Here is a 16,329-nt window from a genome sequence, read left to right as displayed (position 1 = left end):
GAGCTGATGAAAGCTTTTCAGGCAAGTCTGCCGCTGACTTTGGATTTTCAGGTTGGGGCGATCAAACACGTTGGGGAAAAGGTAGAGCCGTTCGGAAAAATGGTTTTCCTGATGATTGATCCGTTTCTTCAGGGCAGTGATCTAGTGGCGCAAATCACCGGTAGTCTCGTTGAGCGCGGCATCGGTTTTATCGACTTTTACGACATTGTGCCCAATCCCAGGCACACCACGATCGATCATGCAGTGGCATTGGTGCATGAGACAGGTTGCGACGTAGTAGTGGCAGTGGGTGGCGGCAGCGCCATCGACTCCGCCAAGGCTGTTGCATTCATTGCTGTGCACGGCGGTCACTGCTGGGATTACACCGAACGCCTGGGTGAAACTGTCACCCGTCCGCAAAGCCGTGGCCTGCCGTTGCTAGTTGTGCCAACCACGTCAGGCACCGGCACTGAAGCTACGCCGTTTGCGGTCATCAACAACCCGGAATTGGGGCTTAAATGCGCCATCGTCAATCCATTCATCTACCCCGATGTGGCCTTGGTTGACCCTCTGATTCTCGTGTCGAAGCCACCGAAACTGACCGCATTGACTGCCGTGGACACCTTCTGTCACGCGCTGGAAGCCTTTATCAGCATTCACTGTACGCCCTGGGTGGAGATGGTGGCGCTGGAAGCAATTCGATTGTTTGCTGCCAATGCAATGCGGTGCGTGCAGCATGGAGACGATCTTGAAGCACGCGCCGGGATGGCGTTCGCTTCGACCCTCGGTGGCATGGCGATCGCCAGTTCCGGAGTGACCGTGTCGCATGCACTCGGCCAACCATTAGGGGCGATGACCGATGCCCCGCATGGCGGTACTGTCGCAGCGAGTACCCCCCATGTGGTCGGCTGGACATTGCCGGTGTGCACCGACAAGTTTGCACGAGTTGCAGGGATTCTCGAACCTTCGACACTGAACCTGACCGAGAGTGATCGTGCCCAGCGTTTACCGGACATTCTCAAGCGATTGTTCGCCAGCTTGGGAGTTACCGATACCTTCCGCAGTTACGGACTGCGTCCGGAACAGGTGGATGATTTTGCCCAGACTGTCTGGACCAGTTTCAATCAAGACCTGGCTTGTCACCCAAAGAAAATCAACAACAAAGAGGAAGTCGCTGAAATTGTGAGGATGTGTTTCTAGCCGAAATCGCTCTAACGCCGTTCTGAAAACAGATGTTGCGCCGGCCCAGTCATTGGGTCGACTGGACTCTGCATGTTCGAAAAACACTAAAACCAACAATAAAACAGTTTCGGGAACACTAAGAATGACCAACAACGCCATTGTTGTCGCTGGACTTTTGGGTGCCTGTGTTTTGCCTTGCGCTCATGCCTCAAGTTATTCGCCGAACAACTTTCTTCTCGGAGACTGGGGTGGTGAACGTACCCGCTTGCATCAGCAAGGGGTGGATTTCCAGCTGACCTATGTTAACGAACTTGCTTACAACACTCAGGGCGGCCAAGAGCATAAAGGTACGTACAGCGATCAACTGATGTTTGTCAGCAATTTCAACTTGGAGAAGTTGCTCGATTGGCAGGGCGTCAGTTTTCGCATGACGTTCAGCAACCGAAACGGTGAAAACCTCAGCGCCGAGGCCGGGACGAACACGCTGTTGGCTGCCCAGGAGATTTACGGCTACGGCAGCGTTACCCGACTGGTCCAGTTCTATTATCAACAGGTGTTATTGAATGATCGGTTGATGGTCAAGCTCGGCCGGTTGCCCATGAGTGGCGATGTATTTCCGTTTTCCTGCAAGTTCCAGAACCTGACATTTTGCGGCACGGTGCCGGGTTACATCACCCCCAACTGGTTCACCTGGCCTGTCAGCCAATGGGGAGCAGTGGTGGCGGGCAAGCTTACCGATGACTTGTCGCTAAATGCATCTTTGTACCAGGTCAATCCACGCTTTTCTGAAAACGCCCAAGGTTTGAATTTTGGTAGTCCGCCTGGCACCACCGGCTATCTGGCGGTCGGCGAACTGGCCTGGACTCCGACAGTGAAAGGTTTGCCTGGCAGCTATCGTGCAGGCATCTGGCGCAATACCGGAGACTTCAATGATGTTTACCACGACATTGATGGCCGGCCCATCGGCCTGACCGGTCACTCGCCGGAGCAACATGATTCGGCCAGCGGTTATTACCTCATGGCCGAGCAACGGGTCTATCAGGATCCCGACAACAGCACTCGCAGTCTGACTCTGTTCGCCAACTTCATTCAATCGGATCGCGATGTGTCCTACGTGGAAAAAGTCTTTCACTTAGGTGCATTTATCAGCGGGCCTTTTGCTACCCGTCCTCAAGATGAGATTGGCGTAGCGATCGGTCGCCTGGAGGTTAACGAACTTTCTTCCAGGCGCATCAGTCAGGCGAATGGCTACGCCTCGGCAGCACCGGATACGGAATACCCGATGGAGTTGTACTACGGCATCAACATCACACCGGCGCTGACGCTACGTCCCAATGTGCAGTACGTGGTCAATCCTGGCGGCCTGAGCGGGGATAAGAGTGTGGTGGTGTTCGGGTTGAAAACCGAATTCAGTTTTTAGCGGGACAGTCGTTTTTACGAAAAACTACAACAGGAGAAGCAATACCATGAATACCCTCGTTGATATCGCTGCCGTACAAAAACGCGTCGCCACTCTGAGTTTGCCGGGGCAAGCCTTTATTGATGGCGATTTTGTCGACGCGCTCAGCGGCGAAACATTCGCCAATATTTCCCCGCGTAACGGACAGGTGTTGAACCAGGTTGCATCCTGTCAAGCCGAAGACGTCGATCTCGCGGTCAAGGTCGCACGCCGGGCATTTGATAGCGGTGTGTGGTCCCAACTGGCGCCCAAGGAACGCAAGAAAGTCATGTTGCGTTTTGCTGCGTTGTTCGAGCAACACATGACTGAACTGGCGCTGCTTGAGACCCTGGACATGGGTAAACCGGTGTCCGAGAGCAACGGGTTCGATGTGCATGCCGTTCTTGAGTGCCTGCAGTGGTATGCCGAGTGCTGCGATAAGGTCTACGACGAAATCGCCCCTTCAGGCCCTGGAGCACTGGGCATGATTACCCGAGAAGCCATCGGTGTGGTGGCAGCCGTAACGCCATGGAACTTCCCGATGCTAATGGCCATGTGGAAAGTCGCGCCGGCTCTGGCAATGGGTAACTCGGTAATTTTGAAACCCGCTGAACAATCGCCACTGACGGCTTTGCGCATTGCCGAACTGGCAGTCCAAGCGGGCATTCCGCCTGGGGTGTTCAACGTTGTGCCAGGATTTGGTCCGACTGCCGGCCGCGCGTTGGGCCTGCACATGGACGTCGATACGCTGGTGTTCACAGGTTCCGGTGAAGTCGGAAAGCTGTTCCTGCAGTACTCGGGACAGTCGAACATGAAACGCGTGTGGTTGGAGTGCGGTGGCAAGACGCCGAACATCATTCTCAATGACTGTCATGACCTGGAAAAAGCGGCGGCTACGGCGGCTAGGTCAATGTTTTTCAATCAAGGCGAAGTCTGCGTGGCGCCCTCGCGGCTAATCGTTGAGCAAGGTATTCGTAATGAGTTTCTCGCCGAGGTGTTGAAGGTCGCACGCACTATTGCTGTGGGCGACCCACTGGATCCAGCGACGCAATTAGGCGCAATGGTTGACCGCGCACAAATGGATCGCGTACTCGGCTACATCCGCAAAGGCAGCGAAGAGGGTGCACAAATCATCCTCGGGGGCGAGCGTGTTGGCGGTGCACTGGCTGATGGGTTCTTCATCCCACCTACGATTTTCGACAACGTCACCAACGACATGACCATCGCCCGTGAAGAGATCTTTGGACCGGTACTCTCGGTGATTAACGCCAAAGATCACTTGGACGCGGTGCGCATCGCCAATGACTCGCCTTATGGGCTGGCTGCCAGCCTTTGGACCAGCGATCTGAACCGCGCCCACTCCATTATTCGCTCCTTACGAGCCGGCAGTGTCTGGGTCAACTGTTTCGATGGAGGCGACATCACCATGCCATTTGGTGGCTACAAACAGTCAGGCAATGGCCGTGACCGCTCGTTGCACGCTCTCGATAAGTACTCGGAAGTCAAATCCGCCTGGATCGATCTGGCCTGAGCCACCGCGTCACCGATCAAAATCAGCGTACTGGAGAATAATAATTATGAAACTGTCGGCTGTCCGTTCGATCACCTCACTGGCAATGGCAATGGCAATGGCAATGGCAAGCCTAATCGGCACATGTGCCTGGGCAACCCCAAAGCATGAAATCTATAGGTTGATGCCAAACACTGCGCTGTCGGGGGTCATCGATCCTGACATGCCTGATCGCACAGCCATCAACAAAGCCTTGCCACTGAAAAAGAAGGGCGAGCGTCTGCGTATCGGGTGGACCGAAATAACCCTGGGCAATCCTTGGTTTGTCTCGATGATTGACGACTCGAAAACGATCGCGAAACAGTACAACTACGACATCGAACTGCAGGTAGCAGACAGTGATGTCGCCAAGCAGAGTGCTCAGGTTGATAACTTCATCACACTGGGGGTCGACTTGATCGTGATCGACCCGACTGATGTGCTCGGGTCTGTGTCTGATGTGGAGCGGGCAGTGGCGGCTGGAATTCCCGTCATAACCGTTGGCACGGCGCCGGATTCTCGGGCGCCCGTTATTACTACCAGTACCGGCAATCCGTATGGCAGCGGCTTCGAGGCTGGGCGTTACATCGCGGCCAAGACTGATCCGGCCAAGGTGATTAACGCGGCAATGGTCATTGGGGTGATGGGCAACTCGACATCCGAAAGCCGTCTCAACGGCATGATTTCCGGGATCGTCTATGCCCGTTCGCAAGAACGGAAACTGGGGCTATCCCGGGAAGACGCAATGCTCAAAGGTTTTAAGTTGTTTCAACAGGTCAAGGCCAAAGGCAGTTTCAACTGGCAGGAAGGCGGCTTCAACGTGCTGGCCTGGGGCCGTGGTGACTGGACCGAGGAGGGCGGACTAACAGCCACTGAAGACATTCTCTCGTCTCAAGGTGACAAGCTTAATCTGCTCTTGGCCGAGAACGATTTCATTGCAATCGGTGCGATTAATGCGTTGGAAAACGCCGGCAAGAAAAACAGCGTGATGGTTGCCTCCGGAGCCGGCAGTTTTCGGCTGGCACTGGACTTGATCAAGCAGGGCAAATTGCTGGTAACCGCCACCAATAGCGGATCGGAAACGGGGGTGGCCGCTATCGAGTTGATTCACCAGATCCTCGACAAGGGCCTGGATGCCAACAACCTGCCTTTGGCGTCCTACTTCCCAGTAACGTTGATCACACCGGATAACGTCGATACCTACATCAAGGCTGACGGCCTGCCACCGTCAACGGACACCGTTCCACCGTTCCGGTCAATCGAGCAGATCAAAACCGCGATCAAGTGATATCGCGCAATAGAACTGGGCAGTGGCTGCGTATTGAACCGCAGGCACTGCCTGATCGCGCCACTTTTATAGATGGTGAACACTATGAATGCCATGCAAAAACCTGCCGTGGAGATGCTCGACATCTCAAAAAAGTTCGGCGGTATCAGCGCCCTGAACAACGCCACTTTTGCGGCCGAGGCCGGGGAGATCCATGCCCTGATGGGCGAGAACGGCGCCGGTAAATCCACCTTGATGAAGATTCTTTCCGGAGCCTACGTGCGCGATGGCGGCGCCGTCAGCCTGAACGGTGAAGCGGTTGATATCCGTAAACCCGCTGATGCACTCAAACTCGGGATTTCGATTATTTACCAGGAGTTTGCCTTAGCTCCGCATTTATCGGTCGCTGAGAATATTTGCATCGACGACCTAGGCAAGAGCAGAGGCCTGATCCAGTGGTCGGCGCTGCGCAAAAAGGCGCGGAAGATTCTCGATGAATTGGGATTCAGCGACATCAATGTACGTCAACCGGTCGGCACTTTGCCGGTGGCGTATCAACAGGCGGTTGAAATCTGCAAGGCGCTGTCGCGTAACTCCAATGTACTGGTTTTTGATGAGCCAACCGCGGTATTGACCTCCCACGAAACGCAGAAACTATTCAAGATCCTTGATGATCTGAGGCGCAAAGGGGCTTGCATTGTCTACGTCTCTCACCGTATGGACGAAATCTTCAGTCTCTGCGACCGTGCCACGGTGCTCAAGGATGGCAGGACCGTCGCTACTGTGGACCTGACCAGCATCACCGAGCGCGGCTTGATCCAAATGATGGTCGGTCGTGAGCTGAGCGACCTGTTTCCAGCACGACAAGCGCAGATCGGTGAGGTGCTGCTGACGGTCGAGCATCTATATGCCGGGCGCCAAGTGCGTGATGTGAGCTTTGATCTGCGCGCCGGTGAAGTCCTGGGCTTTTGCGGGCTGGTGGGAGCCGGGCGGACAGAAACCATGCGTGCGATCTTCGGTGCTGACCGCAAGACTTCTGGCACCCTGCGCCTCAATGGTCGGGAAATCCACAATCGCACTCCCAGGGACGCCATTGCCAATGGCATCGGCCTGCTGCCGGAAGATCGTAAGCAGCAGGGCGTACTGCTGGAAATGTCGATCCGGGTCAATGGCGCGCTGCGCCCGAACAGTCCTTACACCGGTTCTATGGGCTGGATTGCAAGTGCTCAGGAAACCCGGGGAATTGAAGCCTTGCGCCGGCAACTGGCGGTCAAGTCTCATTCGATCGAGCAACTGGTGGGCGATCTGTCAGGCGGAAATCAGCAGAAAGTCGCATTGATGAAATGGGTCGGCGCCGGCTGTCGTGTGCTGATTCTTGATGAACCTACGCGTGGTGTCGATGTGGGCGCCAAGACTGAAATTTACCGGGTCATCAACGACCTCGCCGCACAGGGTGTGGCAATCATCATGGTTTCTTCAGAGATGATGGAAATTATCGGTATGTGTGATCGCGTGCTGGTCATGCGTGAAGGCGCGATCGCCGGCGAATTGTCGGGCGACCGCATTCAAGAACAAGAAATGATTTGCCTGGCAATGGGAGTGGAGCACCATGAATAACCCTGATTTCAAACTGGCCACGGCCGAACGCGTTCAGCACACCGACCACGCGGGCGAGGCGCATTCCCGTCAACGCGCGTTGCAGCGCCTGTTTCTGGAGCACAACGCGTTAGTGATGCTGGTGGTTCTAGCGATTATCGCCAGCATCCTCTCGGCGGATTTCTTCACCTATCAGAACCTTGGCAATTTGCTGCGCCAAATGACGCCACTGTTGCTGGTGAGCATCGGAATGTTAATCGTGATCCTGACCGCGGGCATCGATTTATCCGTAGCATCTGTAGCGGCTGTGGGTGGAGTTGTAGTCGCCATGACCCTTAATGTGTTGCCGGTCGGCGGGAGTGCCGGTTTGTTGCTTGCGGTAGCGATTGCGGTGGCGGTCGGGGTTTTCATGGGGCTAGTGACGGGGACCTTCATCGCCTATTTCCGCATGGCGCCATTTATCGCGACCCTGGCGATGATGACGGTTGCTCGTGGTCTGGCGTTCATCCTGTCCAACGGCCAGCCGCAACGACTGGATGACAAACTTGTAGGCGCTCAATTACTGCGTGATTTCGGACGACTGTCAGACGGTGTTCTGGGCATTCCTTGGCCGGTGTGGCTTGGCGCGCTGGTGACGATCGTTCTAGCCTTGATCCTGCGGTACAACGCATATGGTCGTTTGACCATTGCCAGTGGCAGTAACGAAACGGCGGTGCGCCTTGCGGGGATCTCCGTTGAGCGTTACAAATTGGCTGCCTATGGATTGTGCGGTGGCCTTGCGGCATTGGCCGGGGTGGTTATCGCCTCACGCTCGGGAGTTGCCACCCCCAGTGCCGGCCTGGCTTTGGAACTGGACGCGATCGCTGCCTGTGTCATCGGTGGCGCCTTGTTATCGGGTGGCAAAGGCACCATTTTCTATACGGTGGTAGGTGTTTTGGTGTTGGGGCTGATCGGCAATATTATGAACTTACTCAGTGTCCCGGCCTATCCGCAGCAAATTATCAAGGGGGCAATTATCGTCATCGCGGTATTGCTGCAAGGTGTTGGCCGGCGAGATACGCGCATTTGAACCAATCTTCGATTGGAGTGGCAGGTGTCGATCGATGATGTATGATGCGTTATCGGCGTTTGCAGGCGGTGGATTCACAAGTCTATCGTCTGACGCACAGTAATCGACCATGGAGATCGAGTGACAGTGACCGTGCATAAGCCTATTGACAAAGGCAACCTGAGCGAACGGGTGTATTCAATTATCCGCACAGCGTTGATGGACGGGCAGTACCAGCCCGGTGATCGGTTGCGCATAAGCAGTTTGGCGGAGGAGTTTGGCGTTTCGATCACTCCAGTGCGTGAAGCGATTTTCCGCCTGGTCAGTGACCATGCACTGGACATGAAAGCCGCCACTTCAATTTATGTCCCGGAGTTGTCGGTCAGCCAACTTCGGGAAATACAGTTGATTCGTCGTTTGTTGGAAGGCGAGGCTGCTGGCATGGCAGCTCAGCGAATTACCAGGCCGGAGCTGGAGAAGCTCGAGACCATCCAGGAGGCATTTCAGAAAGCCGTGTCAGTCGATTACAAGCAGGCTGCATTGCTGAATCGGGAGTTTCACTTCGGATTGATTTCTGCGGCACGCATGCCTGTGGTGTCCAAAACACTGGAAAACATGTGGGTCATCATGGGGCCATTGCTTAGCCGGTTTCATGCAGAGGTGCCAAAGTTGGAATTGGCCAGTGCCAAGCACAAGCACTTTGAAGTGTTGGAAGGCCTGCGAACTCGAGATTCAGCCAAGGCCAAGGACGCGTTGCAGGCCGATATTGCTTGGGGCGATCTGATGATTGACTGGCTGGAGAAAAAAGAAAATCTGGTTGAGGCGTGAGTAGCTTTACGCGAGAAAAAAGCGCCCGAACTCCAATGCTGAAAATCGGGCGCCGTGTTTTATCGATCAGTCAAGTGTTACTGGATCTGACTCGTTGAGCCTTGCGATCCATTTCCCGCCTTTACCCCCTTGCTTGAGAGCCAGTAAAGCGTCGGGCAGTTTTCGGAAATCGAAGATCTGAAGTTCTGGTTTTGCTAAACGGCCTTCCAGCAAGCTTTCCAGCAGACGCTCTCCAGCATGTCGCAGCCGTTGCTTATCACTCGAACTGGCATGGGTATGGAAGCTGTTGAGTGCCACTTCATGCAAAGAGATCGCAGTGCCGAAAGGGGGAAGGGGGGCGACTTCCTGACGATCCTGGACGCACACCAAATGGCCGTTGTAACCCAGAAGAGGCGCAAGACCGGCTGCATGAGTACCACTCACAGTATCGAAAACGACGTGCAATCGCCGATTACCCATACCCGCTTGAAGTATCTGCTGCCAGTTGTCTTCCCGGTAATCAACAACACCGACAACACCCAGCGATTTCAGTCGCGCATGGTGCTTTTGAGCTGCAGTGGCCCACACCCGATAGCCTCGCTGTACTGCTAACTGCACAAGCACCAGACCGACCGCACCACCTGCACCCACCACTAATACGTCTTCGCTGACCTGGGGTATCTTTTCCAATGCTTGCCAGGCGGTAAGCCCAGGACAAGGCAGTGTTACCGCTATACCGTCATCAAGCGCGGAGGGCACGATTAGTACAATGCTGGCTTCCAGCAAACAGAACTCGGCAAAACTACCGTCACGTGTCAGTGATTGATGATACGCGACGCGCGTACCCGGCTTGATGGAGACATCGGGTCCTGCTGCAACGACCACACCGACGCCGTCCACCCCCGGCACGTGACCGTCCTTCCAGCTCGGGTGTCCCCAGTCGACCATTTTCCAGTCTACTGGATTCAGAGCGATTGCTCGGTTGGCAACAAGTACCTCAGACGGGCCGGGTTGCACCAGTGGCTTTCGGGTGAGTTGCAGTCCCTCAATTCCTTTCCCAGCGCTCCAAGTCCAAGCGGCAAAATCAGCATTCATTGTGTGTCCTCAGTTTTAAGCAGTTCGAACCCGTTGCGACCCTGCGACAGTATTCGAGTGGTCTACAATGACTAGCCCTTTAGACTGGAGTATCTCTGTCAGCTAGGTTCAAGAGAACCATGCTTTTAGAAAAGGTGTTGTGAAATAAAATCAATATCCGTCAGCAAGATATTATAAAGCGACCGCCCAATAACGGACTGATAAGACATTGGCTACGAGATCAATTCAACTCTACTAAATGGCTGTTTAGTAGAGCTATCAGCCTATCTGCCTTTCAATCAATGGAGCAGGCCATGAATCGAGGGAAAACAGAGATCGTGGACGTGATTGCTGCACTGGATCTGCAGCCTCATGTTGAAGGCGGCTATTTTCGCAGAACTTTTCAAACAGATCATCGTGCCATGCTGCAAACCACCCGTGGCCCACGTTACTTGGTGACTTCGATCTATTACTTGCTGACTGAAGATTCGCCGGTGGGACAGTTTCATTTCAACCAATCGGACATCCTGCATTTCTACCATCTGGGCGATCCCATCGAGTACAGCATGATCTCAGGTGACGGCTCGCTTCAAACATTGGTATTGGGTAGCGACATTCTGGCGGGACAGCTTTTGCAAATGCACGTACCTGGTGGCATCTGGAAAGCATCGCGACTGCTTGAGGGTGAACACGGGTTTGGTTTGATCAGCGAAACCGTGTCGCCAGGATTTGATTTCGCGGATATGGAGATGGGTGACAGACGCAGACTGACTGCGCAATTTCCACAGCACCGGATATTGATAGAAAAGCTGACGCGGGATGCTGATTGATGCTCACAAATTTCAGGCCATACCGAGGTTTTGGAAAATGCGGCTTCAGGTGAGCCTCTGGATTGAATGTGGCGTGCAACCGGGCTGATTCGGAAACATCCTGTTACGTGTAATGTATATTATGTTAAACAACGTATTACGTTACGTCCCTCCTGCACCAATGCCTGTAGATTGCAGACATCAAGTCAAATACAGCTAACACGCGCAACGTTTGCGATAATACCGGCCACCGCGGCGCGACAGCACATTGAGTGCTTGTGCCCCCATCTGTTAATCGGGTTTGGAGAACTTCATGCGTGACATCATTGACGGCTTTCTGCGCTTTCAGCGCGAGGTTTATCCGCAGCGTGTCGAGCTGTTCAAGCAGCTCGCGACGGCACAAAATCCCAAGGCGCTGTTTGTCACCTGCTCGGACAGTCGTGTTGTGCCGGAACTCCTTACGCAGCGTGAACCGGGCGAACTGTTCGTGATTCGTAATGCCGGCAATATTGTGCCGTCTTACGGCCCTGAGCCCGGCGGCGTTTCGGCCACCGTCGAATATGCGGTCGCTGTGCTGGGCGTCCAGGACATCGTGATCTGCGGCCATTCGGACTGCGGCGCGATGGGCGCGATTTCGCGCTGCACTTGTCTGGATCATCTGCCAGCGGTCGCTAACTGGCTCCGTCACGCGGACGCCGCGAAAGCGATTAACGCGGCGCATGAGTTCGATACGCCCGGCGCCAAGCTCGATGGCCTAGTGCGTGAAAACGTGATCGCGCAACTGGCGAATCTGCGTACGCATCCCTCAGTGGCCCTCGCGCTCGAGCAAGGCCGTCTGAATCTGCACGGCTGGGTTTACGACATCGAAGCCGGATGCATCGATGCACTTGATGGCGCGACACGGCAATTCGTCCCACTTGCAGATTCGCCGAGCACCGTCGCGATCGCTGCGCGCAACGCCCCCCAAATGTGATGGGAGAAGCCGCCGATGGCGGCTTCTTGCTTCAGATTGCCGGTCGCCTGGTTAGCCAGGCCGCCGTCTCCATCAGTGACCGGCGCTTTGGCCACCATCGACGTGCAGGATTTCGCCCGTGACGAATGGGGCGCTGTCCAGATACAACACCGCTGCGACAATGTCTTGCACGTCGCCCATGTGGCCGACCGGATGCAGGCGGCCCAGTGCGGCGTGGCTTTCCTCGCCATGCATCGGGGTCTTGATGATGCCCGGCGACACCGCGTTAACGCGGATGCCGCGCTTGGCGTACTCGATCGCCAGGGATTTGGTCGCGGCGTTCATCCCACCTTTGGTCAGCGACGCAAGCACCGATGGCACGCCCTCGATGGCGTGATCGACCAGCGATGTGGTGATGCTGACCACATGACCGCCCTCGCCTTGCTTCTCCATCTGGGCAATCGCCTGCTGCGACATATGGAAGAAGCTGCCCATGTTGGTGGCCACGGTATTTACATACTCTTCGCGGGTATAGGCCGTGAACGGCTTGGCGAGGAAGATCCCGGCGTTGTTCACCAACGTGTCGATGCGGCCAAAACGCGCTACGCCTTCGCGGATGATTTTCTCGGACGTCGCCGGATCGGCAATGTCACCGGCGACGGTCAGGATGTCCGGATCCGATGACGGCTGGATGGAGCGTGAAGTCGCCACCACTCGATAACCGAGTTTACGAAAACCTTCGACGATGCCCGCGCCCAGACCCTGGGATGCGCCAGTGACCACAACGACTTTTTTTGAATGGCTCATGATAATGCCTCGATAGTTTAAAAAAGCGGTTTCAGGTTCCTCAGCATTACCTGGGCTCCACCAGCGACTGGCGGTACTCGGTCGTGGTTATTCCTGCGTAGCCCCAGTTATCGGTATCGACTTCCTCGATCACGATGTGCGTCAGGTGCGGGTCTTTGTTGAGCACCGTCTGCATGGTTTGGGTGATCTCGGCGATCACCTGTGCTTTTTGGTCTTTGGTAACGCCATCGCGGGTGATACGAACGGTGATGAAAGGCACGGGAAAGTCTCCAGTTCGCGTCTCATCGGCATGATGAGACGGCAAGTGGAATGAACTCTATAAGCTGGCCTTGAATGAATAAATGCGCGCTCGGTTACTTCATTTATGACGCCGTGTAATGAATAAAAGCCGCGGTCCTCGCCACTGCGTCATCGACCTCGGTATGCTTTGGGCACTTCGCGAATACTCGGTGTGATGAATATGAAGCGTCATTTTGATGACCTGCAGCTAGGAAGCATCGAGCTATTTTGCCTGGCCTCGGAAACGGGCAGTTTCACAGCAGCCGCGCAGGTAGCCGGTGTGACGCCTGCAGCAGTAAGCCGCTCGATTTTGCGTCTTGAGGAGCGTTTGGGATCACGTCTCTTCGTCAGAACCACACGAAGCATCCGGATGACTGAACCCGGCCGGGTGTTCTATGAACAATGCCGACAGGCCCTGACGCAACTGGTGGAAGCACAGCAAGAAGTCATGGGCGCTCAATCGACGCCTTCAGGGCGGCTGCGCATCAGTCTTCCGACCACGTATGGGCATCACCGGATCCTGCCGCTTCTGCCGAAATTTCGGGCGCTTTATCCAGACGTCAGCGTGGATATCCATTTGGGTAACCGAAATATCGACTTTGTGGCGGAGGGCTACGATCTGGCGATTCGGGTCCGGGCTCAACCGGACTCGACCCTGATCGCCCGCTTGCTGGAGGACGCACAACTGGTCGTGGTCGCGACACCTGAATACCTGACCAGGGCCGGCACGCCAACGACACTGGATGACCTTATCACTCACGAGTGCATTCAATTTGAACTGCCCAGCAGCGGTCGTCGCATCTCATGGCTGTTCGAGGTCGATGGCAAACATCGGGAGATTTTCACAGAGGGCCGCTATTGCTGCTCGGACGATGTGCTGGGCGGCGTTACTCTGGCCAAACACAGTGCTGGTCTGTTCCAGACTTACCGATTCATTGTCGAGAACGAATTGGCCGATGGGCGCCTCGTCGAGGTACTCCAGCCCTATAATGGGCGCTCCCGGCCCTACACCCTGCTCTACCCTCATGGCCGCTACGTTCCTCAGCGGGTCCGGGCTTTCGTAGATTTTCTGCTGCAGCATCGAACCGATTGGGCGGCCACCTGAAATGACGCAAAACACGCCGGCAAGCGAATCAACAGCTCCACGGCACGCGCGGTGATGTATGGCTTTTATCAGCACTTCTGTGCAGGAGCTACAAAATGAGCATCGATTGGCTGAACTTTACGCCTTGGACTGCGTTGGGCGGAGGGGCCTTGATAGGCCTGGCGGTCGGGGTATTCGTGCTCGCCAATGGTCGCATCGCCGGCATCAGTGGCTTGATTGGCAGCGTGATGCAATTTGGCAGTGAGGGCTGGAGCGAGAAGGCATTGTTTCTTCTTGGCCTGATGCTCGCGCCACTGCTGTGGGGAGTGTTTGCCGTACTGCCGCAGATCGAGATCAAGGCAGAATGGCCGACGCTGATCATTGCGGGACTGTTCGTCGGCGTGGGCACCCGTTACGGCTCTGGCTGCACAAGTGGTCATGGGGTTTGCGGGATCTCTCGACTGTCCGCACGATCCATCACGGCAACGATGTGCTTTATGCTCACCGGTTTTGCAACGGTGTACGTCATTCGTCACATCGTGGGGGCCTGAAAATGATCAAGCTGAGCGCTTTTTTCGCAGGACTGATCTTCGGCCTTGGGCTGCTCCTGGCAGGCATGGCGAACCCCGCCAAGGTACTGGCTTTCCTGGATGTGGCCGGGGCCTGGGATCCGTCACTTGCACTGGTGATGGGAGGCGCCATCGCCGTGGCGGTCATCCCGTTGAATTGGGCGCGGAACAATAAGCAATCCTTGCTGGGAGCCCCCATGCAGTTACCGATGAAACGGGAGCTGGATGCCCGCCTGATTGGCGGCAGCCTGCTGTTCGGCATCGGTTGGGGGATGGCGGGAATCTGCCCTGGGCCAGCCGTCGCTATCCTGCTTACCGGGCACGGGCAGATCATCGTATTCGTGTTGGCCATGCTGGCCGGCATGTACCTGTTCTCTCTATTGGAACGTCGACGCAGGAGCTGATCAGGTACTTGCTTGGGGAATCCTCACATCCATTGATTTTTATCAGAAGACGCTACGAGCAATGAATTAAACCTGCCTTATCCCTTCGCTCTGATCCCGGACAGGCAGGTGATCGATGTATCAGAACCTGGCACTGCTTGCCGCTTTCCTTCTTGTCTATAGCCTGTTTGCCGGACGTTTCGAGTCGCGCCTGCTCAATGGGCCTCTGATGTTCATGCTCGCCGGGCTGATCCTTGGCCCGGCATTCCTGGGCCTGCTGCTGCCCCGGATCGACAAGGACGGCCTCCGGATCCTGGCCGAACTGACCTTGGCAATTGTGCTCTTCAGCGATGCCGCCAACGCTGATCTCAAGGTGCTGAAAGCCCACGAAGGATTACCGCTACGCTTGTTGTTGATCGGGTTGCCGCTGACCATGCTCGGGGGTTGGCTGGTCGGCATCTGGCTGTTTCCGCAGATTCCCTCGATCGAACTGGCCATCTTGGCGACTCTTCTGGCGCCCACTGATGCCGCACTGGGCAAGGCTGTCGTGAGCAACCCGAAGGTGGCGGCATCCGTGCGTGAAGGATTGAACGTGGAGAGCGGGCTCAATGACGGCATCTGCGTGCCGGTGCTGTTGATGTTCCTGGCCCTGTTGATCGAAGAACAGACGCGGTCGCCCGTCTCGCTGGCGGTGGAGCTGATTGCCGAGGAGCTTGGCATTGGTGCGCTCGTCGGCGTAGCCCTGACGTTGATCGCCTGGTTCTTGCAGCGTTACGCCGGGAAACGCCATTGGCAAACCCCCATGTGGTCACAACTGACGCTACCCGGACTGGCTCTGGTTTGCTTTGCCACCGCGCAAGCATCAGGCGGTAGCGGGTTTATCGCGGCGTTCGTTGGCGGCCTGCTCGCCAGTTATCTGTTTGCTGAACAAAAGCATGATCTGCTCAAGGCCAGTGAAGAGTTCGCCAGCCTGCTTTCCGTCATTACCTGGGTGGTGTTTGGCGCGCAGGTAATCCCCTGGGCCTGGAGCAGTTTCACGCTGAATATCTGGTTGTATGCAGTGCTCAGCCTGACCGTGGTTCGCGTACTGCCTGTGCTTATCAGTCTGGCAGGGACCGACTTCGATTTCGAAACCCGGCTGTTCATCGGCTGGTTCGGCCCGCGCGGCCTGGCAAGTATTGTCTTCGCCGTGATGATTCTGGACTACCCTCTGCAAGTCGGTCGTACGTTGGTGGCCGTTGCGGCCTGCACCGTTTTACTGAGTGTGCTGCTCCATGGTTTGAGTGCCAACCCATGGGTCTCGCGGCTGGCAAATCGTGTTCTTTGATAATTGTCAGAAATGCCACTGAGTGCCGGTGCTAGCGTTGTGACCAACAAATGGCTAAGCGTCTGTCCGAGAAACCTTCACGGAGCAGAATATGGGCAGGAACATGAGTGTTGGCAGGCAACTCGGCTTGCCCGTCGCCATTATCGTCGGCAGCCTGAGCCTGCTCGCCGGCTGCGGCA

Annotated in this window: 16 protein-coding genes; 13 read left to right on the top strand and 3 right to left on the bottom strand. The window is 55.7% G+C overall.

The genetic code is table 11. From position 1 onward, the window contains the following. Positions 1-6: 6 nt before the first annotated feature. The 7 genes from AB1J88_RS07010 to AB1J88_RS06980 all read left to right on the top strand — a co-directional run bounded on the left by AB1J88_RS07010 (position 7) and on the right by AB1J88_RS06980 (position 8,887). The gene (locus AB1J88_RS07010; RefSeq protein ID WP_222019310.1) at positions 7-1,179 is read left to right on the top strand and encodes an iron-containing alcohol dehydrogenase; all 1,173 of its coding nucleotides are present in this window, start codon (positions 7-9) and stop codon (positions 1,177-1,179) included. A 124-nt stretch (positions 1,180-1,303) separates the two neighbouring features. Continuing rightward, entirely contained in the window at positions 1,304-2,581 is a 1,278-nt protein-coding gene (locus AB1J88_RS07005) for a carbohydrate porin (RefSeq protein WP_430290608.1), read from the top strand. Between the two features lie 46 nt (positions 2,582-2,627). Then, entirely contained in the window at positions 2,628-4,130 is a 1,503-nt protein-coding gene (locus tag AB1J88_RS07000; RefSeq protein WP_430290607.1) for an aldehyde dehydrogenase, read from the top strand. A 46-nt stretch (positions 4,131-4,176) separates the two neighbouring features. Next, the gene (locus tag AB1J88_RS06995) at positions 4,177-5,436 is read left to right on the top strand and encodes a sugar ABC transporter substrate-binding protein (protein ID WP_430290606.1); all 1,260 of its coding nucleotides are present in this window, start codon (positions 4,177-4,179) and stop codon (positions 5,434-5,436) included. An 84-nt stretch (positions 5,437-5,520) separates the two neighbouring features. Further along, positions 5,521-7,032 carry a sugar ABC transporter ATP-binding protein gene (locus AB1J88_RS06990; protein WP_222019314.1) on the top strand — a complete coding sequence of 504 codons (1,512 nt, stop codon included), beginning with the start codon at positions 5,521-5,523 and terminating at the stop codon, positions 7,030-7,032. Continuing rightward, a complete protein-coding gene (locus AB1J88_RS06985) occupies positions 7,025-8,080 on the top strand; it encodes an ABC transporter permease (RefSeq protein WP_222019315.1) in 1,056 nt (351 codons plus the stop codon). Before AB1J88_RS06990 ends, AB1J88_RS06985 begins: the two co-directional genes overlap by 8 nt. Positions 8,081-8,200: 120 nt before the next feature. Further along, entirely contained in the window at positions 8,201-8,887 is a 687-nt protein-coding gene (locus AB1J88_RS06980) for a GntR family transcriptional regulator (protein WP_430290605.1), read from the top strand. 66 nt (positions 8,888-8,953) lie between these two features. Here the strand turns inward: AB1J88_RS06980 and AB1J88_RS06975 are convergent, their stop codons facing one another. Beyond that, positions 8,954-9,961, bottom strand: a complete 1,008-nt coding sequence (locus tag AB1J88_RS06975; RefSeq protein ID WP_430290604.1) for a zinc-binding dehydrogenase — start codon at positions 9,959-9,961, stop codon at positions 8,954-8,956. 293 nt (positions 9,962-10,254) lie between these two features. Between AB1J88_RS06975 and AB1J88_RS06970 the strand changes: the two genes are divergently transcribed. Both AB1J88_RS06970 and AB1J88_RS06965 read left to right on the top strand, forming a co-directional pair. Continuing rightward, positions 10,255-10,770, top strand: coding sequence for a cupin domain-containing protein (locus tag AB1J88_RS06970; protein WP_041063917.1), 516 nt, complete (start codon positions 10,255-10,257; stop codon positions 10,768-10,770). 292 nt (positions 10,771-11,062) lie between these two features. After that, the gene (locus AB1J88_RS06965; protein ID WP_145598098.1) at positions 11,063-11,722 is read left to right on the top strand and encodes a carbonic anhydrase; all 660 of its coding nucleotides are present in this window, start codon (positions 11,063-11,065) and stop codon (positions 11,720-11,722) included. 72 nt (positions 11,723-11,794) lie between these two features. Here the strand turns inward: AB1J88_RS06965 and AB1J88_RS06960 are convergent, their stop codons facing one another. Both AB1J88_RS06960 and AB1J88_RS06955 read right to left on the bottom strand, forming a co-directional pair. Then, a complete protein-coding gene (locus AB1J88_RS06960) occupies positions 11,795-12,508 on the bottom strand; it encodes an SDR family NAD(P)-dependent oxidoreductase (RefSeq protein ID WP_430290603.1) in 714 nt (237 codons plus the stop codon). Positions 12,509-12,554: 46 nt separating this feature from the next. Beyond that, the gene (locus AB1J88_RS06955; protein WP_222019318.1) at positions 12,555-12,767 is read right to left on the bottom strand and encodes a tautomerase family protein; all 213 of its coding nucleotides are present in this window, start codon (positions 12,765-12,767) and stop codon (positions 12,555-12,557) included. 201 nt (positions 12,768-12,968) lie between these two features. Here AB1J88_RS06955 and AB1J88_RS06950 point away from each other — a divergent pair, with 201 nt between their 5' ends. The 4 genes from AB1J88_RS06950 (at position 12,969) to AB1J88_RS06935 (ending at position 16,150) form a co-directional block, all read left to right on the top strand. Next, entirely contained in the window at positions 12,969-13,892 is a 924-nt protein-coding gene (locus AB1J88_RS06950; protein WP_430290602.1) for a LysR substrate-binding domain-containing protein, read from the top strand. A 95-nt stretch (positions 13,893-13,987) separates the two neighbouring features. After that, positions 13,988-14,422: a YeeE/YedE family protein gene (locus tag AB1J88_RS06945; RefSeq protein WP_430290600.1), complete on the top strand. Its 435-nt coding sequence runs from the start codon at positions 13,988-13,990 to the stop codon at positions 14,420-14,422. A 2-nt stretch (positions 14,423-14,424) separates the two neighbouring features. Next, a complete protein-coding gene (locus AB1J88_RS06940; protein ID WP_086791216.1) occupies positions 14,425-14,844 on the top strand; it encodes a DUF6691 family protein in 420 nt (139 codons plus the stop codon). Between the two features lie 115 nt (positions 14,845-14,959). Next, positions 14,960-16,150, top strand: coding sequence for a cation:proton antiporter (locus tag AB1J88_RS06935; protein ID WP_430290599.1), 1,191 nt, complete (start codon positions 14,960-14,962; stop codon positions 16,148-16,150). Positions 16,151-16,329: the final 179 nt, after the last annotated feature.

Origin of the sequence: Pseudomonas sp. S8 (assembly GCF_050473925.1) — a bacterium.
Classification (GTDB): Bacteria; Pseudomonadota; Gammaproteobacteria; order Pseudomonadales; family Pseudomonadaceae; genus Aquipseudomonas; species Aquipseudomonas parakoreensis.
Note: the sequence above shows the minus strand (reverse complement) of the source record. Positions and strands in the feature narration are given on the sequence as shown.